The sequence below is a fragment of the Pseudomonas sp. DrBHI1 genome (assembly GCF_002205115.1).
Lineage (GTDB): Bacteria > Pseudomonadota > Gammaproteobacteria > Pseudomonadales > Pseudomonadaceae > Aquipseudomonas > Aquipseudomonas mosselii.
In genome coordinates, this window is the sequence record NZ_NIBE01000069.1 from 88749 (window position 1) to 111977 (window position 23229).

17 protein-coding genes and 2 pseudogenes are annotated in these 23229 nt (G+C 61.0%); 12 read left to right on the plus strand and 7 right to left on the minus strand.

What is annotated here, in order from left to right; genetic code table 11:
• Positions 1–9: 9 nt before the first annotated feature.
• Entirely contained in the window at positions 10–1599 is a 1590-nt protein-coding gene (locus CC207_RS15850) for a peptide chain release factor 3 (protein ID WP_088852377.1), read from the minus strand.
• Between the two features lie 224 nt (positions 1600–1823).
• Here CC207_RS15850 and CC207_RS15855 point away from each other — a divergent pair, with 224 nt between their 5' ends.
• From CC207_RS15855 to CC207_RS15875, 5 genes and pseudogenes are all read left to right on the plus strand, one after another.
• Positions 1824–3542 (plus strand): DUF262 domain-containing protein, encoded by a 1719-nt coding sequence (locus CC207_RS15855; RefSeq protein ID WP_088852378.1) that lies wholly within the window; start codon positions 1824–1826, stop codon positions 3540–3542.
• A 165-nt stretch (positions 3543–3707) separates the two neighbouring features.
• Complete coding sequence (locus tag CC207_RS15860; RefSeq protein WP_088852379.1) at positions 3708–3980, plus strand: hypothetical protein; 273 nt, start codon at positions 3708–3710, stop codon at positions 3978–3980.
• A gap of 313 nt (positions 3981–4293) precedes the next feature.
• Complete coding sequence (gene tnpB, locus CC207_RS15865) at positions 4294–4653, plus strand: IS66 family insertion sequence element accessory protein TnpB (RefSeq protein ID WP_230384521.1); 360 nt, start codon at positions 4294–4296, stop codon at positions 4651–4653.
• Between the two features lie 18 nt (positions 4654–4671).
• Entirely contained in the window at positions 4672–6225 is a 1554-nt protein-coding gene (locus CC207_RS15870) for an IS66 family transposase (protein WP_088852380.1), read from the plus strand.
• Positions 6226–6271: 46 nt separating this feature from the next.
• A pseudogene (locus tag CC207_RS15875) lies at positions 6272–6535 on the plus strand (IS3 family transposase); the annotation flags it as partial.
• A 146-nt stretch (positions 6536–6681) separates the two neighbouring features.
• On the opposite strand, the pseudogene CC207_RS28370 reads toward CC207_RS15875, so the two are convergent.
• Positions 6682–6744: pseudogene (locus tag CC207_RS28370) on the minus strand (hypothetical protein); the annotation flags it as partial.
• Positions 6745–7238: 494 nt separating this feature from the next.
• Between CC207_RS28370 and CC207_RS15880 the strand changes: the two are divergent.
• From CC207_RS15880 to CC207_RS15895, 4 genes are read left to right on the plus strand one after another with little or no spacing between them, the layout of a single operon-like run.
• Positions 7239–7952, plus strand: coding sequence for an ABC transporter permease (locus tag CC207_RS15880; RefSeq protein ID WP_028689613.1), 714 nt, complete (start codon positions 7239–7241; stop codon positions 7950–7952).
• 13 nt (positions 7953–7965) lie between these two features.
• Positions 7966–8877: a glycine betaine ABC transporter substrate-binding protein gene (locus CC207_RS15885; protein ID WP_088852381.1), complete on the plus strand. Its 912-nt coding sequence runs from the start codon at positions 7966–7968 to the stop codon at positions 8875–8877.
• On the plus strand, positions 8874–9527 hold the full coding sequence (locus tag CC207_RS15890; protein WP_011532365.1) for an ABC transporter permease: 654 nt from the start codon (positions 8874–8876) through the stop codon (positions 9525–9527). The genes CC207_RS15885 and CC207_RS15890 overlap by 4 nt, the downstream gene beginning before the upstream one ends.
• Complete coding sequence (locus CC207_RS15895) at positions 9524–10681, plus strand: betaine/proline/choline family ABC transporter ATP-binding protein (protein WP_028689611.1); 1158 nt, start codon at positions 9524–9526, stop codon at positions 10679–10681. The genes CC207_RS15890 and CC207_RS15895 overlap by 4 nt, the downstream gene beginning before the upstream one ends.
• A 40-nt stretch (positions 10682–10721) precedes the next feature.
• Here the strand turns inward: CC207_RS15895 and CC207_RS15900 are convergent, their stop codons facing one another.
• From CC207_RS15900 to CC207_RS15910, 3 genes are all read right to left on the minus strand, one after another.
• Positions 10722–13136, minus strand: coding sequence for a TonB-dependent siderophore receptor (locus CC207_RS15900; RefSeq protein ID WP_088852382.1), 2415 nt, complete (start codon positions 13134–13136; stop codon positions 10722–10724).
• A 108-nt stretch (positions 13137–13244) separates the two neighbouring features.
• A complete protein-coding gene (locus CC207_RS15905) occupies positions 13245–14228 on the minus strand; it encodes a FecR family protein (RefSeq protein WP_088852383.1) in 984 nt (327 codons plus the stop codon).
• Complete coding sequence (locus CC207_RS15910) at positions 14176–14706, minus strand: sigma-70 family RNA polymerase sigma factor (RefSeq protein WP_051555637.1); 531 nt, start codon at positions 14704–14706, stop codon at positions 14176–14178. The genes CC207_RS15905 and CC207_RS15910 overlap by 53 nt, the downstream gene beginning before the upstream one ends.
• 656 nt (positions 14707–15362) lie before the next feature.
• Here CC207_RS15910 and CC207_RS15915 point away from each other — a divergent pair.
• Positions 15363–16526, plus strand: a complete 1164-nt coding sequence (locus CC207_RS15915) for a type III PLP-dependent enzyme (protein ID WP_028689608.1) — start codon at positions 15363–15365, stop codon at positions 16524–16526.
• Between the two features lie 120 nt (positions 16527–16646).
• Here the strand turns inward: CC207_RS15915 and CC207_RS15920 are convergent, their stop codons facing one another.
• Together CC207_RS15920 and CC207_RS15925 are read right to left on the minus strand one after the other, a co-directional pair.
• Entirely contained in the window at positions 16647–17396 is a 750-nt protein-coding gene (locus CC207_RS15920; protein ID WP_028689607.1) for a tetratricopeptide repeat protein, read from the minus strand.
• A gap of 3 nt (positions 17397–17399) precedes the next feature.
• Positions 17400–18080, minus strand: coding sequence for a Fe2+-dependent dioxygenase (locus CC207_RS15925; RefSeq protein ID WP_028689606.1), 681 nt, complete (start codon positions 18078–18080; stop codon positions 17400–17402).
• 223 nt (positions 18081–18303) lie between these two features.
• On the opposite strand from CC207_RS15925, the gene CC207_RS15930 reads away from it, so the two are divergent.
• Positions 18304–20541, plus strand: coding sequence for a TonB-dependent siderophore receptor (locus CC207_RS15930; protein WP_028689605.1), 2238 nt, complete (start codon positions 18304–18306; stop codon positions 20539–20541).
• A 102-nt stretch (positions 20542–20643) separates the two neighbouring features.
• Positions 20644–23199, plus strand: coding sequence for a sulfite reductase flavoprotein subunit alpha (locus CC207_RS15935; RefSeq protein WP_088852384.1), 2556 nt, complete (start codon positions 20644–20646; stop codon positions 23197–23199).
• The last annotated feature ends 30 nt before the right edge of the window (positions 23200–23229 follow it).

Here is a 23229-nt window from a genome sequence, read left to right on the forward strand (position 1 = left end):
CCTGTACGATCAGTGATGCTCGCGAGTAGCGCGGAACTTGATGTCCGGCCAGCGCTCTTCCATCAGCGACAGGTTGACCCGGGTCGGGGCCAGGTAGGTCAGGTGACCGCCGCCGTCGATGGCCAGGTTCTCCATGGCCTTGTTCTGGAATTCCTCGAGCTTCTTCTTGTCGTCGCAGCTGATCCAGCGCGCCGACCAGACGGTGATCGGCTCGTAGGCGCACTCGACCTTGTACTCTTCCTTCAGACGGCTGGCGACCACGTCGAACTGCAGCACACCGACCGCGCCAAGGATGATGTCGTTGCTGCGTTCGGGGAAGAACACCTGCGTCGCGCCCTCTTCGGCCAGCTGCTGCAGGCCCTGGCGCAGCTGCTTGGATTTCAGCGGGTCCTTCAGGCGCACGCGGCGGAACAGCTCCGGGGCGAAGTGCGGGATACCGGTGAAGCCCAGGGCCTCGCCTTCGGTGAAGGTGTCGCCGATCTGGATGGTGCCGTGATTGTGCAGGCCGATGATGTCGCCGGCATAGGCCTCTTCCAGCTGCTCGCGCTCGGAGGAGAAGAAGGTCAGCGCATCGCCGATGCGCAGGTCCTTGTTGATCCGCACATGGCGCATCTTCATGCCCTTCTCGTACTTGCCCGAGCAGATACGCATGAACGCGATGCGGTCGCGGTGTTTCGGGTCCATGTTCGCCTGGATCTTGAACACGAAACCGGTGAACTTCTCTTCCACGGGCTCAACGGTACGCTCGTGGGCCACCCGGCCCAGCGGGCGTGGCGCCCAGTCGACGACCGCGTCGAGCACATGGTCGACACCGAAGTTGCCCAGGGCGGTACCGAAGAACACCGGGGTCAGCTGGCCGTTGATGAACTCGTCCTGGTTGAACTCGTGGCAGGCACCCTGCACCAGTTCCAGTTGCTCGACGAACGAATCGTACTGGTCACCGAGGTGCGCGCGGGCCTCGTCGGAGTCCAGGTTCTGGATGATCTTGGCTTCGGTGCGCTCGTGGCCGTGGCCCGGGGTGTAGACGACGATGTAGTCGCCGGTGAGGTGGTACACGCCCTTGAAGTCGCGGTAGCAACCGATCGGCCAGGTAATTGGCGCGGCCTTGATCTTCAGGACTGCCTCGATCTCGTCGAGCAGTTCAATCGGATCACGGATGTCACGGTCGAGTTTGTTGATGAAGCTGACGATCGGCGTGTCGCGCAGGCGGCAGACGTCCATCAGGGCGATGGTACGCGGCTCTACACCCTTACCACCGTCGAGCACCATGAGCGCCGAGTCCACCGCGGTCAGGGTGCGGTAGGTATCTTCCGAGAAGTCCTCGTGGCCGGGGGTGTCGAGCAGGTTGATCATGTGCTCGCGGTAAGGGAACTGCATCACCGAGGTGGTGATGGAGATGCCGCGCTGCTTCTCCATTTCCATCCAGTCGGAGGTGGCGTGGCGGTCGGACTTGCGCGACTTCACGGTACCCGCGACGGAGATCGCCTTGCCCATCAGCAGGAGCTTCTCGGTGATGGTGGTCTTACCGGCGTCGGGGTGGGAAATGATGGCAAACGTGCGTCGGCTGTTGACTTCATTGACAATTTTGCTGTCGGACATCGTTCTGGATCTCGATTGTGTACGCTGTTATGTACACAGCTGAAAAGGTGCCCTTGGCCAATTGCTACAGGCCAGCGCAGGAAATCGCGCATTGTAACAAAAAGCACCTCCAAACGCCCACGGGATAAGCCCTAAACCCTTACTGGACGGGCTGATGGCAAATTGGTAGCGTCAGGCGTTAGGAGTGTGCTTACCACTCAAAATACAAGCGCCAGGAACCTTAAATGTCATTCCAGACCCCCATCACCATTTCAGCTGCCATCAGGAACATTGAAAACAATCAATACCTGCTCCCCGCTATCCAGCGTGAATTTGAGTGGAGCTACGACAAGATTGAATGGTTATTTGACTCAATAATGAGAAACTACCCCATCAGTTCATTCCTGTTCTGGCGGGTCGAAGGCGAAACAAAGACAAACTATAAATTCTATCAGTTCCTGAAAGACTTCAGACAGCGCTACAAGACCCATAATGAAGAATTCAGCACCAGCACCCACAATGACTTCACAGCGGTTCTGGATGGCCAGCAACGATTAACATCTCTTTACATCGGCCTGCGCGGAAGTTATGCATATCGGACACCACGTCTCCACGAGGAAAACACAGAGCGCGTCTATCCAACTAGGCATCTGTATTTGAACATCGAGAACCCGCTGGAAAATGAAGAGGACGGCAGAATTTATGAGTTCAAGTTCCTGACAAAAAACGAGTTTGAATCAAACAGGGCAAAGTGGTTTAAGGTCTCTGAAATCCTGGCCCTTTCAGACGACTTCGAGTTCAATAAATACCTTGATCTTCACAACCTGAAATCAAGTGAGTTTTCGTACAGAAGCCTGGCAACACTCAAAAACGTAATTCACTCAAAGCCAATCATCAACTTCTTCCTGGAAACAGAGCAAAGCATTGATAAGGCGCTGAACATTTTCATCAGAATAAACAGTGGCGGCGAGCCATTGAATTTCTCTGACCTGATAATGTCCATTGCTGTTGCAAACTGGGATAAAAAAGACGCCCGAAAAGAAATCCATACTCTCGTCGACAATGTGCGAGACAAAGGATTCACAATCTCAAAAGATTTTATCCTGAAGGCATTCCTCTACCTTCACAGCAAGGACATCAAATTCAAAGTCACGAACTTCTCAAAAAGCAATGCTATTGAGTTTGAAAAAGAGTGGGACAAAATCAGAGACTCTGTGCTGTCTGTTTTTGATCTCGTCAAATCATTTGGATTTTCGGATTCAACCCTGACATCTAAAAATGCGCTAATCCCCATAATATATTATCTCTACCACAAAGACATCTATAAAGACTTTCACACCAAAGTCTCATGCGCAGATGACCGGAGCATCATTAAAAAATGGCTTCATGTTGTCTTGATCAAACGAATATTTGGCGGCACATCTGATAGCGTACTGAGTCAAATCCGCAAGGCATTTACCAATGATGTATCCCTGGCCGCCATTGAGTTTGATGCACCTCTTTTCCCCGTTAACAGCATCAATGAAAATACGAAAAGAGATACGGGCATTACAGACGAATTCATCGCCGACATTCTGCTGACTCAAAAAGATGACATGTACGCCTTCTCCATACTGGCGTTACTTTATCCAAATCTTGATTATAAAAACAACAACTTCCATAAAGATCATATGCATCCAGAAGGGATGTTTAACGATCTTTCGGTAGACGACAACGAAGAATATGGCTGGTGGACTTACAACTCCATATTAAATCTTCAGATGCTGGACGCGAACGAAAACATGTCGAAACAGCACAATGATCTGTCGTCTTGGGTCAATTCACAGACGAAAAGTCAGGATCGCGTCACTTTCCTGAATAATCATTTAATACCGGATGTCAGTCTGGAATTTGAAGATTTTGGAGAATTTATTGAGGCCAGAAGACCCATCTTGACTGAAAAGCTCAAGCAAATCCTGAGCTAATTAATGTGTGAATGGATTCTCTCAGCGGGTTACTTAGTGACCCGCTGAGAGAGAATCACCCCAAAATTCGCCGGTTAAACTCCATAGCCTGAGAGAACCAGCGACTTGCAGCACCAAGGGAAAGGCTATAGTTATGTATTACAATCACGCAGCAAGGAGAGCATAGTGCCTACACAACCAGATATTACATGGGTGCATTTCATAGCAGTTCTAGGCGCTGTAATAGCAATGCTTTACGGCTTAAACATTGTTTACAAACGGGTTAAAGCAAAGAATCAAGGGTTTGGGCCTAACTCACTCAAGGCAATTGGTGTTGTCCTATTCATCCCAACATTGTTAATACTTGCACTACTTACTAAATTCCAAATTGAAACACTGGCAGCACTTCTTGGGACTGTAGCTGGTTACGTCCTGTCCAACAGCAAGCAAGATGAGTGACGTATGCTGAGACATTTGAGCCTTCTATTTTAACGCTCCCGATCAGGCTCATGGCCTTTGCGGTGACGCGACGGCGTTAACGGCCTGGGCTTCTTTGGCCCCTCACCTTCGCGCTGCTCCTTTCTTTCCCGGCGGAATACAGCAGTGGCGCGTTCAAACGCTGCCATCACGTCCGGGAACGGGTTGCGCGGCGCCTGGCGCGCCTGCTCGAAGGCAGCCATGACATCGGTAAGCGCTCCATGAACCCCACATTCAAAGCGCTTACCTGATCCCCGATGCTGTGCTCCCGATTTCTTTCTGGAGCCTGCCGACGATGATGCGCCCCGACGCCAAAGTCGAAAAAGTCTATCTCTACCCCAAGCCCGTCGACTTTCGAAAATCCATCGATGGCCTCGCAGCCTTGGTTGAACTGGATATCAAGGTGGCCGTGTTCGACCCGGTTCTTTTCGTGTTCCTCAACAAACCGCGCAATCGCGTGAAGATCCTCTATTGGGAGCGCAACGGTTTCTGTCTCTGGCTCAAGCGCCTGGAATCCGAGCGCTTCAAAACCTCGCCCGACATCACTGACGAAGCCATTGTCCTGACTGTTCAGGAGCTGAACTGGCTACTCGACGGCTTCGACCTCTGGCGCAACCGTCCGCATCAGGTTTTGACCCCTCGTTTCGTTGCCTGAATCGGTATAATCCTCGGCATGAATTCCATGCCCGATGACCTTCCCGATGACCCTGTCCTGCTCAAGCAAATGCTCCTTGAGGCTTACGCAGCACGCTCGCGTGAGCAGGAAGTCAAAGAAGCCTACGCCACCCACATCGTTGATCTGAAAGAACAGATCAAGTTGCTGCGTGATCGTCTTTTCGGCCGCAAGTCCGAGCAGGCCATCGACCCCAACACGCCGCAACTGGCGATGTTCAACGAGGCAGAGAGCGAGCCTCTGTTGACGGTGGAGACGCCGGATGAAGAAGTCGTCACACCAGCGCCACGCCGGGGAAAACGCAAGCCACTCTCGGCTGATCTGCCGCGTATCGAAGTCATCCACGAACTGCCTGAACACGAACTGACCTGTGCATGCGGTTGCCGCAAGCATGAGATCGGTGAGGAAATCAGCGAGCAGCTGGATATCGTGCCGATGCAGATCCGCGTGCTCAAACATGTCCGTAAGGTCTACGGCTGCCGGGGATGTGAAGTTGCCCCGATCACGGCAGACAAACCGGCTCAACTGATCGAGAAGAGCATGGCCAGCCCGAGCGTGTTGGCGATGTTGCTGACCACCAAGTATGTCGATGGCTTGCCGCTGCACCGTTTTGAAAGTGTCCTGAGCCGGCACGGGATCGACATTCCACGTCAGACACTGGCGCGCTGGATCATCCAATGCAGCGAACATGTCCAGCCGCTGCTGAATTTGATGCGTGAGCGATTACTGGAAAGTCCGGTCATCCATTGCGATGAAACCCGTGTCCTGGTACTGAAAGAACCGGATCGAGACCCGACCAGCCAATCCTGGATGTGGGTGCAAGTCAGCGGACCGCCTGACCGAAAAATCGTGCTGTTCGACTACAGCTCCAGTCGGGCGCAGGAAGTGCCGTTGCGCCTGCTGGAAAGTTATCGCGGGTATGTCATGACGGACGATTACGCCGGCTATAACGCGTTGGCGCTGCAGCCTGGCGTGGAACGGTTGGCGTGCATGGCGCATGCCCGGCGCAAATTCGTCGACGCTCAGAAAGTGCAGCCTAAAGGCAAAACCGGACGGGCCGATGTCGCACTGGCAATGATCAACAAGCTGTATGGCATCGAGCGCGAACTGAAAGACGCCAGTGACGAGCAGCGTTATGTAGCGCGACAGGCGCAAAGCCTGCCAGTCCTGACCCAGTTGAAAAGTTGGTTGGACAAGGCCCAATCCCAAGTGACGCCGCAAAGCGTGCTGGGCAAGGCCGTGAATTATCTGGCGAATAACTGGAGCCGGTTGGTGCGTTACGTCGAGGCTGGTTATCTACCAATCGACAACAATCTGGCTGAGCGCTCGATCAAGCCGTTTGTCATCGGTCGCAAGGCCTGGCTGTTCAGCGACACGCCCAAGGGGGCCACGGCCAGTGCCCAGATCTACAGATTGGTCGAGACTGCAAAGATCAACGGCCAAGAGCCTTATACGTGGCTGCGCCACGTACTGGAGCGACTGCCCCACGCGCAGTCTGTAGCAGACTATGAAGCGCTACTGCCGTGGAACTGCTCGCCGGAGATGCCACGATAACTGCGACTTCCTATTCTCGGTAGGTGGGGTTCATGGATCGCTTACAAGCTTCCTGAAGGCCAACAATGTGATCAGCAGCATGAGCCGACGGGGAAACTGCCACGACAATGCCGTAGCCGAGAGCTTTTTCCAGCTTTTGAAGCGGGAGCGAATCCGACGAAAGATCTACGCAACGCGTGACGAAGCCCGAAGTGATATTTTCGATTACATCGAGATGTTCTATAACCCCAAGCGTCGACACAGCAGTGCTATGCAGCTGTCTCCAGTAGAGTATGAGAAACGCTATTTTCTGAGCTTGGAGAGTGTCTAGGAAACCAGGGGCGATTCATAACTTAAGCGGCTTAGCCTGTCTTCGGATGTCTTTGATTGTCGCGGGTGACCAGGGATTCTTCAATAAAATCAGTAGATTGTTTAAGAATATGGCAGGGCCTGTCGCAGCCTGACCTAGAGGGTAAGGTCGGGGTGGGAAATGATTGCGAAAGTGCGGCGCTTCGCGACTTCGGCGGCCTGGTTGGTCATGGGAAATCGCCTGACTGGGGATTCAAAAAGGGGCGATATCATACCTGAAGTCGGGGCGCGGGCCAAAACCGAAGATACGAAAGGCGCCCCCCGAACGGGCACTCGTGGGACCGGGCTTGCCCGCGAAAGGACCGGAACAACCACAACCAATCTACCGTACAATCGCTTTATCACGACAAATGGCCACAGGACAGTTACTTCAACGCCTTCAGCACTTAAATACGCCGTTTTTTCTCGTCATTTTTACAAGCAACCAGTTATTAACACTGGCCAAATGCCGCCCAAGATGGGAACCTTTCCCTCCACGGAGACGTCCACTCCCCTGCAACCCGCTTTGGTTCAGGGCTGGTTTCACCTGCTTCACGAGCCCGACGGGGTTCGGCTCATGGCCTGATGCCGCGCATCGGGCTGCTGCTCGCGACCACGCTGCCCGCCGCCAGGAATGGCCGGCCGCACGGGGGTGTGATCGCCGACTATAAAAAAGGAGTCCGCCTGTGGCTGCACGCTACGGAAAAGGGCTGTTGGGATGGGCCGCCGTGCTCGTCATCCTGGCCCTGCTGGTCCACTGGATCGGCATCGACACGATCGCCCGCTACCGCGACGATCTTGGGTTCTACCTGCAAGCGCACCTGGTCCTGGTGCTGGCTTCGATGGCGGCGGCGCTGGCCGTGGGCATCCCCGCCGGCATTGCCTTGAGTCGACCGCACCGGGTCGACAAGGCCGAGCGCTTCATGCAGTTTTTCAACGTTGGCAACACCATTCCTCCCCTGGCCGTCCTGGCCATCGCCCTGAGCATCCTGGGCATCGGCGCAGGTCCCGCGATCTTCGCGCTGTTCCTCGCCTCCCTGCTGCCCATCGTGCGCAATACCTACGAGGGCCTGAAAAACGTCCCCGCCTCGCTCAAGGAAGCCGCCACCGGTATCGGCATGACCCCGCGCCAGCAGCTGTGGCAGGTGGAACTGCCCAATGCCGTGCCGATCATCGTCGGCGGGGTGCGCGTGGCCCTGGCGCTGAACGTGGGTACCGCGCCGCTGGCATTCCTGATCGGCGCCAACAGCCTGGGCAGCCTGATCTTCCCCGGCATCGCCCTGAACAACCAGCCGCAGCTGTTGCTGGGTGCCGCGTGCACCGCGCTGCTGGCCCTGGCGCTCGACGCGCTGGTGAGTTTCTCCAGCAAGCGCTGGCTGGAACGTGGCCTGGCCCGTTAACGAGAGGGAAACCATGAAGAAGACAATCGCCCTGTTGCTGGGCGCGGCCCTGCTATGCGCAGGCTTTGCCCAGGCGGCGGAAAAACCGCTGATCCGCATCGGCGCGCGGGTGTTCACCGAACAGACCGTGCTCGCCGAAATCACCGCCCAGTACCTGCGTGCCAACGGCTTCGATGTACGGGTGACCGCCGGCCTTGGCAGCAACATCGCCCGCCAGGCCCAGGAAACCGGCCAGCTCGACCTGATGTGGGAATACACCGGCGTCTCGCTGGTGTCCTACAACCATATCGACGAGCGCATGCCCAGCGCCGCAGCCACCTACGCCCGGGTCAAGGCACTCGATGCGAAGAAAGGACTGGTCTGGCTGACTCCGTCGAAATTCAGCAATACCTATGCCCTGGGACTGCCCAGGGAGGTCGCCGCGGCCTACCCGCAGGTCAACACCATCAGCGATCTCAACCACGTGTTGCGTGACGAGCCCGACCGTCACCACCTGGTGGCCCTGGACACCGAGTTCGCCAACCGCCCCGATGGCCTGGTCGGCCTGCGCGAGATGTACGGCCTGCCCCTGGACCGGCGCAACATCCGCCAGATGGATGGCGGCCTGGTCTACACCGCGATGCGCAACAACCAAGTGTTCGCCGGCCTGGTCTACACCACCGACGGGCGCCTGGACGCCTTCGATCTCAAATTGCTGGAAGACGACAAGCACTACTTCCCCGACTACACCGCGGCGCCCGTGCTGCGCAAGGCAGTACTCGACGCCCACCCGCAACTGGCCACCCTGCTCGAGCCGCTGGCCAGTCAGCTCGACGACCAGACCATGCGCAAGCTCAACGCCCAGGTCGATGTCGAGCACCAGAGCCCGACCGTGGTCGCCGCGGCGTTCCTGCGTGAGCACTCACTCGGCGAGGTACAACCATGAACTTGCTCGACACCTTTGCCCATCTCGACTGGGCGCAAGTCCTGCAACTGACCGGGCAGCACATCACCCTGGTCGGCATCGCCGTGGGCCTGGCCATCGTCGTCGGCGTGCCGCTGGGCATCCTGATGACCCGCTTCCCGGTGTTCGCCGGCCCCCTGCAGGCCAGCGCCACGGTGCTGCTGACCATCCCCTCGATCGCCCTGTTCGGTCTGCTGCTGCCGTTCTACTCGAAGTTCGGCCAGGGCCTGGGGCCGTTGCCGGCGATCACCGCCGTGTTCCTTTATTCACTGCTGCCGATCCTGCGCAACACCTACCTGGCCCTGACCAACGTCGAGCCGGGCATCCGCGAGGCCGCCCGCGGCATCGGCATGACCTTCGGCCAGCGCCTGCGCATGGTCGAGCTGCCCATTGCCGTGCCGGTGATCCTCGCCGGCGTGCGCACCGCCGTGGTGATGAACATCGGCGTGATGACCATCGCCGCGACCATCGGCGCCGGTGGCCTGGGCGTGCTCATCCTCACCGCCATCAGCCGCAGCGACATGTCGATGCTGCTGGTCGGCGCCGTGCTGGTCAGCCTGCTGGCGATCATCGCCGACCTGCTCCTGCAAACCCTGCAACGTGCCCTGACTCCGGAAGGACTGCGCCCATGATCGAACTGAAGAACCTCAGCAAGACCTTCAACGTCAACGGCAAGGACGTCAAAGCCGTCGACGCGGTAAGCCTCACCGTCAACGAGGGCGAAATCTGCGTGTTCCTCGGCCCCTCGGGCTGCGGCAAGAGCACCACGCTGAAGATGATCAACCGCCTGATCACCCCGACCTCGGGCCAGGTGTTCATCAACGGCGAAGACACCAGCGCGCTGGACGAGGTAACCCTGCGTCGTCATATCGGCTATGTGATCCAGCAGATCGGACTGTTCCCCAACATGACCATCGAGGAGAACATCACCGTGGTCCCGCGCCTGCTCGGCTGGGACAAGCAGAAATGCCACGACCGCGCTCGCGAGCTGATGCACATGATCAAGCTCGAGCCCAAGCAGTACCTGCAGCGCTACCCGCGCGAGCTCTCCGGCGGCCAGCAGCAGCGCATCGGCGTGATCCGCGCCCTGGCCGCCGAGGCGCCGGTGCTGCTGATGGACGAGCCGTTCGGCGCGGTCGACCCGATCAACCGCGAGATGATCCAGAACGAGTTCTTCGAGATGCAGCGGGCACTGAACAAGACGGTGATCATGGTCAGCCATGACATCGACGAGGCCATCAAGCTGGGCGACAAGATCGCTATCTTCCGCGCCGGCAAGTTGCTGCAGTTGGATCACCCGGACACCTTGCTGGCCCATCCGGTGGACGATTTCGTCAGTAACTTCGTCGGCCAGGACAGCACCCTGAAACGCCTGCTGCTGGTGCGCGCCGAGGATGCGGCGGACAACGCGCCAGCGTTGAGCCCGGATACGTCGGTGAGCGAGGCGCTGGAACTGCTGGATGAGCACGATCGCCGTTATGCAGTGGTGACAGATGCCGCGAACAAGGCGCTGGGCTATGTGCGCCGGCGCGACATGCACCGACAGCACGGGACGTGTGGGGATTTCCTGCGACCGTTCAACGCCACGGCGGCGCATGACGAGCACCTGCGCATCCTGCTGTCGCGGATGTACGAGTTCAATCGGGCGTGGTTGCCGGTGCTGGATAGCGAAGGCGTGTTCCTGGGGGAGGTGACGCAGGAGTCGATTGCGGCGTACCTGAGCTCGGGCAGGTCGCGGGGCGGTAAGACCAGTATCGTGTCGCCGGCGGAGGCAGTAGTCTCCTGATGGATAGCCGGGGGCGCGCAGCGGCCCCGGCAATCTCGAATCAGAACCCTACACTGGCCTGCACATAGAACGTGCGCGGCTCCCCCACATAGATCCCGGCATTGTTGTCGCTGGAACGCGTGAAGTACTGCTTGTCGAAGAGGTTCTTCACCCCCGCCGCCAGCTTCAGGTTCGACAGCTGCGGCCCGAAGTCATAGCCGCCACGGGCATGCCAGGTCACGTACCCCGGAATATCGCCATACTGCCCGTCGGCACTCGGCTCGGTGATGTAGTTGCCGTTGAAGCTGCCGTTGGCATTCATCCCGGTTCCCGGCGCGCGCTGCTTGGATTGGGCGTACGCGTCCAGGTTCCAGGTCCAGCGGTTGACGGCGTAACGCAGCCCGGCGGTGGCCACCTGGCGCGAGTAGAACGGCAGGTCGCGGCCCTTGAAGCCGGGGATATCACCTTCATAGGTGGCGCGAGTGTAGGTGTAGCCACCATTGACCGACAGGCCTTCCAGCCGCGGGTCGAGACCGGCCAGGTCGTAGCGCACCGAGGCCTCGATGCCCTGGTGCTTGGTCGCCCCCAGGTTGGTCCAGCCGATGTCGTTGCTGATGTACTGCAGCTCGTCGTCGAAGTCGATGTAGAACGCGGTCAACTCACCGGCAAAGCCGCCGTTGTCATAGCGCGTACCCACTTCGTAGGTCTTGGCCTTCTCCGGCTCCAGGCCGTTGGCCGTGTTGTTGCCGGTACCGCCCTGGCCCAGCTGGAAGTACTGCAGGCTGCCAAACGAGGTCTCGTAGTTGGCGAACAGCTTCCAGGCGTCGGACAGGTGGTACATCACGCTCAACGCCGGCAGCGGTTCGTTGCTGGTGATGCTGCGGTTCTTCTCCGGCACCGGGCGGTAGTTGGCGTCCAGCACCGGGCGATCACGCCAGTCGGTGTTGATGTGCTCGAAGCGGATGCCCGGGGTGATGGTCCAGTTGCCGACGTCGATCTTGTCATCGATGTAATAGGCGCTGGCCTCGGTGCCGCCGCTGCGGTCCTGGAACACATGACCGTCGGAGGTCGGGGTGACAGTGGGCACGTTGTCGACCAGGGCCAGGCGCGTGGACTGCTCGCGCATGGCTTCCTTCAAGTAGCGATACCCGACGCTGACTTCCTGGGTGGTCGGGCCGACGAAGAAGATCCGCGACAGGCGTGGCTCGATGGCGAAGGTGTGGTAGTTGCGCGGGTACGACGACAGGGTCTTCATGTCGCGCGCGGCGATGGCGCTGCCCCGGAAGCTGTCGGTGTAGTAGGTCAGCACCTCGAACTGGGTGGCGTCGTCGATCTGCCGCAGCCACTTGAACGACACGTCCTTGCGCCGGCCACTGAAATAGTCGAAGTCGCGCACCGACTGGAAGGGATCGTGGTCGTACTGGGCCTGGGTCAGGCCACCGGGCATGTCGGCACGGCCGTCGTAGTAGTGGAAGTTGAGCCAGAACTCGTCGACATCGGTCGGCGCCCAGTGAGTCTTGAGCATCACGTCGTCGATATCGTTGTCGTTGTTGCTGCTGCGGTAGCCGTCGCCGTTCACACCGGTATACAGCAACGCCACGCCCATGCCGTTGTCGGCGGTGCCGCCGACGAAGGCCGACTCGGTGTGCTTCCAGCCGCCATGGCGGGAAGTCTCCAGGGTGGTGGACAACTCGCCGGAGGCCTTCTCGGGAATCGCCCGGGTCACGAAGTTGATCACCCCGCCGACGTTCTGCGGGCCATAGCGCACGGAACCGGCGCCGCGCACCACGTCGATGCTGTCGAGGTTGCCCGAGGAGATCGGCGCCATCGACAGCTGCGGCTGGCCGTAAGGGGCGAAGGCCGCCGGGATGCCGTCGATCAGCACGGTCGAGCGCGGCGACAGGCGCGAGGTAAGACCACGCACGCCGACGTTCAGCGACAGGTCGCTGCCGCCGGTGCCGTTGGAGTCCTGCACCTGCACGCCGGGGATGCCGCGCAGGGCATCGCGCACGCTCATCGTGCCCTTCTCCACCATCGCTTCGCGACGCACCACGGTACGAGCACCGGGATGATTCTGCACCACGCTCTGCTGGGCGTCGCCCAGCCAGTCACCAACCACTTTCACATCGGTGGGCGCCAGCTCCAGGCTGCCGGTGGTCAGGGTGCCGGCGGCCTGGACCGGCTTGACCACCACGGTGTCCGCGGACTGCTCGAAGGTCAGCCCGCTGCCTTGCAGCAGTTGCTGCAGGGCCTGCTCCGGCGCCAGGTTGCCGGACACCGCCGGGGCCTGCTTGCCGTCCACCAGTTCGGGGCTGAAGAACAGCTGCAGGTGGGTCTGCTGACCCAGTTGCTTGAGTGCGCCCGCCAATGGCTGGGCCTGGATCTGGATGCTGTCGGCGTAGCTGGTGCCGGCGGCGCTGACCGCCAGGGCCAGCGCCAGGCGGCGCAGCTGGAGAAGGGGCTTATTGTTGTTCACGTCTTCGAGGGGTCCTGAGAATCGGGATAAACGCCAACCGCATGCAAATGGAAATGCTTGGCAGTTGCAGCTGGCGGGGAAGACGAACGAACGGAAAAAAACCTGAATTTATTTCAAAATAATTTCGCTGGAGCCATCCGGACGGGTCTTCACCTGCACCGGCAGGATGCTCGGCAGTGCGCGCAACAGTGCGTCCGGGTCGTCGGTGCTAAAGGTGCTCGACAGCCGCAGCGCGGCGGCCTTGCCGGGTGCCACATGCAGCGGCTGGGCGCGGTAACGGGAGACTTCCACCACCACCTCGCTCAGCGGCGCGTTGTCGAACACCAGCTTGCCCCGGCGCCAGGCGGTCACGGCATTGGCGTCGACGGCATAGGGCGCGGCGACCTTGCCCTGGGCGTCGATGTGCGAACCCTGGCCGGCGCCGAGCAGCGCCAGCGACTCGGCCGCGCCCTGCACCTTCACCGAACCCTGTTCCACCGCCACGCGGGTGCTGCTCAAGTCCTGGCGCACATCGAAGCGGGTGCCGGTGACGGTGACTTCACCCTGGGCGGTGCTCACCACGAATGGCCGGCCACTGTCGTGGGCGACGATGAACATCGCCTCGCCCGCCTCCAGGCGCACATGGCGACGCCCCGCAGAGAACATCACCTGCACCTGGGTGGCACTGTTGAGTTCCAGCCTTGAACCGTCCGGCAGTTCGACCTGACGCCGCCCGCCCAGGGCCGTGCTCAACGTGTCCTGATGGTTGAGCTGCTGGTACTGCCAACCTGTCCAGCCCAGCCCCAGCGCGGCCACTGCTACACCGGCCGCCAAGGCCTGGCGCAGCAGGCGGCGGCGCGCAAGCGGGCGCGCCGGCTCGGGCTGGCACAGCGCTTCGAGGCGTTGTCGGGGGATGAAATCGGCGGCGCGCCACAGCTGTACCAGGCGCTGATACTCCTCGCGATGACGTGGGTGCTGCGCCAGCCAGGCCTGCAAGGCCTGCTGCACGGCGCTGTCATGCGGCGCCTCCTGGGCCCGGGCGAACCAACTGGCCGCCTGCTCACCCACGGGGTCGGGCGCGTGCTGTCTGAACAATGGGGTCTCCTGACTCATCTGGCCGACAGTGCTCACGCAGGTGTCGGAGCGTGCGGATCATATACTTTTCGACCATGTTCTTGGTCAAACCCATGCGCTCGGCGATCTCGGCCTGGGTCAGGCCCTCGAGTTTCTGCCAGATGAACACCCGGCGGCAGTTGAGCGGCAACTCGGCCAGCGCCCGCTCGACGCTGTCGGCCAGTTCCAGGGCTTGCACGTAGGCCTCCGGGTCGCTGCCATTGGCGGCGCCGTCGGCGAACGCCTCAAGTTCCAGTGCCTGGCGACGGTCCTCGCGGCGAAAGCCATCGACGGCAATGTTGCGGGCGGTCTGGTGCAGGTAGGCACGCGGCTGCTCGACCTGCTCGCTCGGGTTTTCCAGAACCCGGACAAAGGCGTCGTGGGTGAGGTCCTCGGCCTGCTGACGACTGCGCAACTTGCGCGTCCAGGTGCCGATCAACTCATGGTAGTGGTCGAGAAAGCCTTTGTGTCCGGACACGTTCGGGGTCGTCAGGGAGGCAGATGAGGTCGCGAATAGTAATGCTTCTCATCAATGACGGCAATTGGCCCTGCCTTGAGCCGACCAAGGGTGGTTTCCAGTGTCGGTAACAAAAAATTTATGACGAATTCAAAAAAAATGACGGGCGTCACACCGTGGCCATAAATATGAACACTCTCCGGAAAAAGCCCGTTCACCACACAACTCCGACAAACGGTCTTCTGCCGATTCTTCGGCTCTTTCGCGGCGAAAGCCAGCCAACATGCAAAGAACCCAGCTTTCAGCCGTTCGCGACCAGATCGCCACCTATTCCACAATTTTTAACGCTTGCGGCCTTTTCCGGAACATCCATGCCACACACCGGTCGGTAATTGCAGCGGTGGAGCGTCGATACACGACGAACACCCCGGACCTGCCTGTTGATCTTGCGGTTTTCACATCCTAAAGTGCGCGCCGAACGTCCATGCTGGAAACGATCCATCCGGCTCAAGTACTGACGACGAGACAGCAAGGTCACCCGCCGCCCTTTCCCGGCACGGTTGACCTTTTTGCTTTCGGCGACATGCCTTGGGAAGTAGGCGAACCAAAGTGGGGATACGGAGGACGTTCAGTGTGCTGCCACTTATCTTTTCAGTTTGCCCATGGAGCCCTTGAGCATGTCGATCCAGGTCGAAGACTACTTTGCGCGTGACACCTTCCAGAAGATGAAGGCGTTCGCCGACAAGCAGGAAACCCCGTTCGTACTCATCGATACCCAGATGATCAGCCAGGCCTATGACGACCTGCGCGCCGGTTTCGAATTCGCCAAGGTCTACTACGCGGTCAAGGCCAACCCGGCGGTCGAGATCATCGACCTGCTCAAGGAGAAAGGCTCGAGCTTCGACATCGCCTCGATCTACGAGCTGGACAAGGTGCTGGGCCGTGGCGTCAGCCCCGACCGTATCAGCTACGGCAATACCATCAAGAAGTCCAAGGACATCCGCTACTTCTTCGAGAAAGGCGTGCGCCTGTACGCCACCGACTCCGAAGCCGACCTGCGCAACATTGCCAAGGCCGCGCCGGGCTCGAAGGTCTATGTGCGCATCCTCACCGAAGGTTCCACCACCGCCGACTGGCCGCTGTCGCGCAAGTTCGGCTGCCAGACCGACATGGCCATGGACCTGCTGATCCTCGCCCGCGACCTGGGCCTGGTGCCTTACGGCATCTCCTTCCACGTCGGCTCCCAACAGCGCGACATCAGCGTGTGGGACGCGGCCATCGCCAAGGTCAAGGTGATCTTCGAGCGCCTGAAGGAAGAAGACGGCATCGAACTGAAGCTGATCAACATGGGCGGTGGCTTCCCGGCCAACTACATCACCCGTACCAACAGCCTCGAGACCTACGCCGAGGAAATCATCCGCTTCCTCAAGGAAGACTTCGGCGACGACCTGCCGGAAATCATCCTCGAGCCTGGCCGCTCGCTGATCGCCAACGCCGGCATCCTGGTCAGTGAAGTGGTGCTGGTGGCGCGCAAGTCGCGCACCGCGGTCGAGCGCTGGATCTACACCGACGTGGGCAAGTTCTCCGGTCTGATCGAAACCATGGACGAGGCGATCAAGTTCCCGATCTGGACCGAGAAGAAAGGCGAGACCGAGGAAGTGGTGATCGCCGGCCCGACCTGCGACAGCGCCGACATCATGTACGAGAACTACAAGTACGGCCTGCCGCTGAACCTGGCGATCGGCGATCGCCTGTACTGGCTGTCCACCGGTGCCTACACCACCAGCTACAGCGCGGTGGAGTTCAACGGCTTCCCGCCGCTGAAAGCCTACTACCTGTAATGCACAACGGGGCCGCAAGGCCCCGTTTTCAATTCCATCGCGGGGCAAGCCCGCTCCCACGCCTGTGGTGAATACCCGTGGGAGCGGGCTTGCCCCGCGATATGACCGGAACGGACATACTCAAGTACCGCGCAGTTCGATCTCTTCGGCATAGCGCGCCGCATGGGCCATCAGCGCCGGCCCCGCCCCCTGCAACGTCACCAGCGCACTGCGCAGGAAATTCAGGTTGCCCTCGACCCTGGCCCGTTCCAGCCATGGCCCGGCCTCGCCGATCTCCCCCCGCTCGGCCAGCACCAGCGCCAGGCTGAACATCCCGCGAAAATCCCCGGCCTCGGCCGAACGCCGATACCAGCGCACGGCCCGGGCAGGGCTTGGCGCGGTGGCAATGCCCTGCTCCAGGTAGCGCCCATACAGGTTCATCGACTTGGCATGCCCCAGCTGTGCGGCTTTCTCATAGCACATCAACGCCTGGGCCTGGTCGGCCGGCACCCCGCGCCCGGTGGCCAGCAGGTTGGCCAGGTTGTACATCCCCCAGTCCAGGCCGGCGTCGGCCGCACGGGCATAGTGAATGGCCGACTGCGCCAGATCCACCTCGCCGCCCCAGCCGTGCTCCAGGCACCGGCCGAGCATGTTGTGCGCCATGGCGCTGCCGCCCTGGGCGGCGATGGCGAACCAACGGCGGGCCACACCGGCATCTTCTTCGATACCGCGCCCATCGAGCAGAATCTGCCCGAGCAGCAACTGCGCCTCGACCACCCCCTGCCCCGCCGCCGCGAGGATCGCCTGGGCGGCCTGACCCGGGCTGTGTTCGAGCATCGCCTGCAACCCGGCTACATCCACCACATCCTCACGACGCAACTGATAGGACACGGCTCAGACCTCGGCCCAGCGGCGCAGCAGGTTGTGATAGGTGCCGGTCAGTTGCAGCAGCGACGGATGCTCGGGCACATCGGCAGTGAGCTGGCGGACCGCGTTGTCCATCTCGAACAGCAAGGTGCGCTGGCTGTCTTCGCGCACCAAGCTCTGGGTCCAGAAGAACGCCGCATAGCGCGCACCGCGGGTGACCGGGTTGACCTTGTGCAGGCTGGTGCCGGGGTACAGCACCATGTCGCCGGCGGCCAGCTTGACCTCGCGCACGCCATAGGTGTCCTGGATCACCAGCTCGCCGCCGTCGTAGCTGTCCGGATCGCTGAGGAACAGCGTCGAGGACAGGTCGGTGCGCACCCGCTCCGGGCTGCCCTTGGGCTGGCGCAGGGCGTTGTCGATGTGGAAATCGAAATTGCCCCCTTCGCGGTAACAGTTGATCAGCGGCGGGAACACCTTGTGCGGCAGCGCCGCCGACATGAACAACGGGTTGCGCCACAGCCGCTCGATCAACGCACTGCCAATCTCCTTGGCCAGCGCATGGCCCTCGGGCAATTGCAGGTTGTGTTTGGCCTTGGCCGACTGGTACCCCGCGGTGATCTTGCCGTCGGCCCAGTCGGCCTGCTCCAGGGCCTCGCGGATGCGCGAGATCTCATCGGCGTCGAACAGCCCGGGAATGTGAAGCAGCATGGCGGCGGCACCAGATATGACCATAGGAGCGTCAATGATATTGATTCACTTTTACCTACCACAAGCCCCTTTATTCATGGCACGACGGATGAGACCGCAAAAACCGTAAGGCAAAATTGTAAAGAATGTAAATTTCTGGCGAATGGTAACGCTTCTCAATTGTTCCTTACATTCGCTTACATTAACATCCACGGCCTTCATACCTTGGGGAAGGTCTACAACAATGCGTCACGTGCCATCTGCTGTGAGTTCACCACGTCTGCTCGCCTCCGCCATCGGCGTTGCCGTCACCGCCGCCGCTTCACAAGGGGCGCTGGCTGCCGAGCAGAGCACGGATGCCGTCATCTCGCTGGACGCCACCAGCGTGAATGCGACGCAGGATGCCACCACCTACAAGTCGGACACGGCCAGCTCGAAGAAGTACACGGCCCCCCTGCGTGAAACGCCGAAGAGTGTCACTGTCATCCCGCAGCAGGTCATCCGTGACACCGGGGCTACCACCCTGGTGGACGCATTGCGCACGACCCCAGGCATCACCTTCGGTGCGGGCGAGGGCGGCAACCCCGCAGGTGATCGACCGATCATCCGCGGCTTCAATGCCGAAAGCGATGTGTTCGTCGACGGCATGCGTGATGTCGCCTCGCAAAGCCGCGAAATTTTCAACGTCGAGTCGGTCGAAGTGAGCAAAGGCCCCGGTTCGGCCTTTACCGGCGCCGGCTCCACTGGCGGCAGTCTGAACCTGGTCACCAAGACTGCAAAATTGGGTGATGCTTACAATGGCGGCTTCACCTGGGGCAGCGACCAGACCAAGCGCACGACCCTGGACCTGAACAAGCAGTTGACCGACAGCTCGGCTTTTCGCCTGAACCTGATGAAGCACGAGGCCAATGTCGCCGGTCGTGACGATGTGGATGTCAGTCGCTGGGGCGTTGCCCCCTCCTTTGCCTTCGGCCTGGGCACCGATACCCGGGTCACGGTGGGTTACTACCATCTCAAGACCGACGATATGCCGGACTACGGCATCCCGCTGAACCGCAGTGCCACGCGCAGCAAGTACAACGTGGACGGGCCGGCACATGTCGATCGCGACAACTTCTATGGCCTGAACGGTCGCGACTATCGCAAGACCAGCAACGACAGTGGCACCTTGCGCATCGAACATGACCTGAACGACAACCTGACACTGTCCAACAGCTTGCGCATGTCGCGCTCGACGCTCGACTACATCGTCACCAACCCTGATGACAGCAAGGGCAACGTTGCCAACGGCACAGTCTATCGCTCCACCAAGAACCGCAACTCCACCTCCAAGGGTTGGGTCAACCAGACCGACCTGAGTGCCAAGTTCAACACAGGCTTCATCGAACACAGCCTGGTCACTGGCCTGGAGTTCACCTACAGCGACACCCACAACCGTGGCTATGTGATCACCTCCGCCGCGGGAACCGGCACGACCTGCAACCCCGCGCTGCTCGCCTCCGGCGATTGCACCAGCCTGTACGATCCCTCCCCGGACGATAGCTGGTCGGGCACCATCACCGACAGTCCGGCCTACACCGACACCGACACCAAGACCAGCGCCGCCTATGTCTTCGACACCCTCACGTTCAATGAACAGTGGTCGCTGAACCTCGGCCTGCGCTACGACGACTACCAGACCAAGTCCAGCGGCTACAGCACCGGCGGTCGAGGCTCGGTGGCCGGCGACTTCTCCCGTGAAAACAATGCGCACCTGTGGAACTACCAAGTGGGTGTGGTCTACAAGCCCTTGCCAAACGGCAGCGTCTACGCGGCCTGGTCGACGTCCAGCAACCCGTCGGGTGAATCCAGCGGCAACGGTGGCCTGGAACTGGCCGCCAACAACAGCAATCTTGATCCGGAACGCAATCGCAACTACGAAATAGGCACCAAGTGGGACTTCTTCGACGAGAACCTCTCGCTCACTGCCGCACTGTTCCGTACCGACAAGACCAACGCACGGGTCACCGACCCTGACAATGCGACGTACCAGGTGCTCGATGGTGAGCAGCGAGTCCAGGGGCTGGAGCTGACCTACGCCGGTAACCTGACCAGCAAGTGGAAGGTCTACGGCGGTTACACCTACATGGAGAGCGAGATCGTCAAGACCACCACGGCAGCGAACCAAGGCAACCATATGCCGAGTACGCCGCGGAACAACTTCACCTTCTGGTCGACCTACGACATCGTGCCGCAGCTGACCCTCGGTGCTGGCGCGACCTTCGTCGACGCCCGCTTCGGTGACGAGGCGAACTCCGTCGAAGTACCGTCCTACTGGCGCTACGATGCCATGGCGACCTATCGCCTGACCAAGAATGTGGACCTGCAGCTGAACCTGCAGAACCTGACGGACAAACGCTACTTCGACCAGGTGTTCTCGACCCACTACGCCCATGTGGCCGCTGGCCGCACTGCCTTGATGAGCGCCAACTTCCACTTCTGATGCAGCAGCACCAGGCCCCGTTCATTCGCTTGAACGGGGCTTTTGCGTATCAAGGCATAATGCACACCGCGCAGTCCCTGGCGGCAATACAAGGTAATCGATGTGGTGAAGAAGACGCTGTTCCAATTGCACTGGTTCCTTGGCATCACCGCCGGCCTGGTGCTGGCGCTGATGGGCGTGACCGGCGCGATCTGGTCGTTCCAGGAAGAACTGCTGCGGGCATTCAACGCCGAGGTACTGAAGGTCGAGATCCGCCAGGAAGGCGTGCTGGCGCCGGCTGAACTGGTGCGCCGGGTCGAGGCCGCGCAAGGCGACAAGGTCTCCATGCTCTGGGTCGATACCCGCGAGGGCAACGCCGCGCGAATCTTCTTTACCCCCGCCCCCGGCGAGCGCCGTGGCGCGCTGCGCTACGCCGACCCGTATACCGGCGAGCTCAAGGGTGACGTGGCTGGCCTGGGCTTCTTCAACCTCATGCTCAACCTGCACCGGTTCCTGGCCATGGGCGACACAGGCCGGCAGATCACCGGCGCCTGCACCTTGATGCTGATTTTCTTCTGCCTCTCGGGGCTGTACCTGCGCTGGCCGCGCAAGGCACTGGACTGGCGGGCCTGGCTGACGCTGGACTGGGCGAAGAAAGGCCGCGCCTTCAACTGGGACCTGCACGCGGTATTCGGCACCTGGTGCCTGCTGTTCTACCTGCTGTTCGCCCTGACCGGGCTGTTCTGGTCCTACGAATGGTACCGCGAAGGCCTCAATCGCCTGCTGGCCGACCAACCCGCGGCCGGCGAGCAGAAGCGTGGCGAAGGTCGCGGCGGTCGCCATGGCCCGACCAGGGTGGACAAGAACGCCCCACCTCTTGTTGTCGATTACGATGCCATCTGGACCAATCTCAAGGCCGCCGCAGGCCCCGGCCTGTCCACCTACAACCTGCGCCTGCCGCCGGCCGGCGGGCAACCGGCGACCCTGTTCTACCTGCTGCAAGGCGCCGACCACGAGCGCGCCCTGAACACCCTCACCCTCGACCCGGCCACCGGCCAGGTCAAACGTCACGAGCGTTACACCGACAAGTCGTTCAAGGCCCAGTTGCTGCAGAGCGTCTACGCCCTGCACGTGGGCAGCTACTTCGGCCTGCCGGGGCGAATCATCGTCACCCTCGCCAGCCTGACCATGCCGCTGTTCTTCGTCACCGGCTGGCTGCTGTACCTCGACCGTCGACGCAAGAAGCGTCAGGTTCGCGCCGCACGTGGCGCGGTGGCCCCTCAGGCCAATGACGGAGATAGCTGGTTGATCGGCTTCGCCAGCCAGAGCGGCTTCGCCGAACAGCTGGCCTGGCAGAGCGCCGGCCAACTTCAATCCGCCGGCTTGCCGGTGCAGGTACGCCCGCTGGCCGAATTGGGCGAAACCGAATTGCGCCAGGCCAACCGAGCACTGTTCGTGGTCAGCACCTTCGGCGACGGCGAAGCTCCGGACAGCGCCCGTGGCTTCGAGCGCAAGGTCCTCGGCCAAGCCTGGCCGCTGGATCACCTGGACTACGCCCTGCTGGCCCTGGGCGACCGCCAGTACCCGCACTTCTGCGGCTTCGCCCGCCGGCTCCAGGCCTGGCTCGGCGAACGTGGCGCCACCTGCGCCTTCAGCCCGGTGGAGGTGGACAACGCCGACCCCGTCGCCCTGCAGCTGTGGCAACAGGAACTGACGCACCTGACCGGCGCCCGCCCGGTCGCCGCCTGGCAGCCGCCAAGCTTCGGCAACTGGCGCCTGTCGCGCCGCGATCAGCTCAACCCCGGCAGCCAGGGGGCGCCGGTGTACCTGTTGGGCCTGCAGGCAGAAGCGCCCGCAACCTGGGAGGCCGGTGACCTGATCGAAGTCCTGCCACGCAACGGCCAGCCCCGTGTCGATGCCTTCCTTGCCGGCCTGGGCCTTGACCCAGGCAGCCCGGTGCAGCTCGACGGCCTGCAGGAAACCCTGGCGCAGGCCCTGGCCAGCCGCCAGTTGCCGGTCAGCCGCGAACACCTGATCGGCCTGCATGCCCAGGCACTGGTCGACGCACTGATCCCACTCACCGCCCGTGAATACTCGATTGCCTCCATCGCCAGCGATGGCGTGCTGGAGCTGATCGTGCGCCAGGAGCGCCACGCCGATGGCAACCTGGGCCTTGGCTCCGGCTGGCTGACCGAATACCTGCCGCTGGAAGGCAGCGTCAGCGCGCGCCTGCGTCGCAACAGCGGTTTCCACCTGCCCGTCGAATCGGCGCCCTTGGTGCTGATCGGCAATGGTACCGGCCTGGCCGGTCTGCGCAGCCTGCTAAAGGCCCGCATTGCTGGAGGCGAGCAACGCAACTGGCTGCTGTTCGGCGAACGCAACCGGGCGCACGACCTGCTGTGCGGCGAGGAGCTGCAGGGCTGGGTGGAAAGCGGCGACCTGCAACGGCTGGACCTGGCGTTTTCGCGGGACCAGGCGCAGAAGATCTATGTGCAGGACGTGCTGTTGCAGCAGGCCGCCGAGTTCAAGCGCTGGATCGAGGATGGCGCTTGCGTGTATGTCTGCGGCAGCCTGCAAGGCATGGCGGCCGGGGTGGATGCGGCGTTGCAGGGAATCCTGGGCGAGGCTGTCGTACAGCAGTTGATCGAGGATGGGCGGTATCGGCGAGATGTGTACTGAAGCCTGAAAGCATCGCGGGGCCAGCCCGCT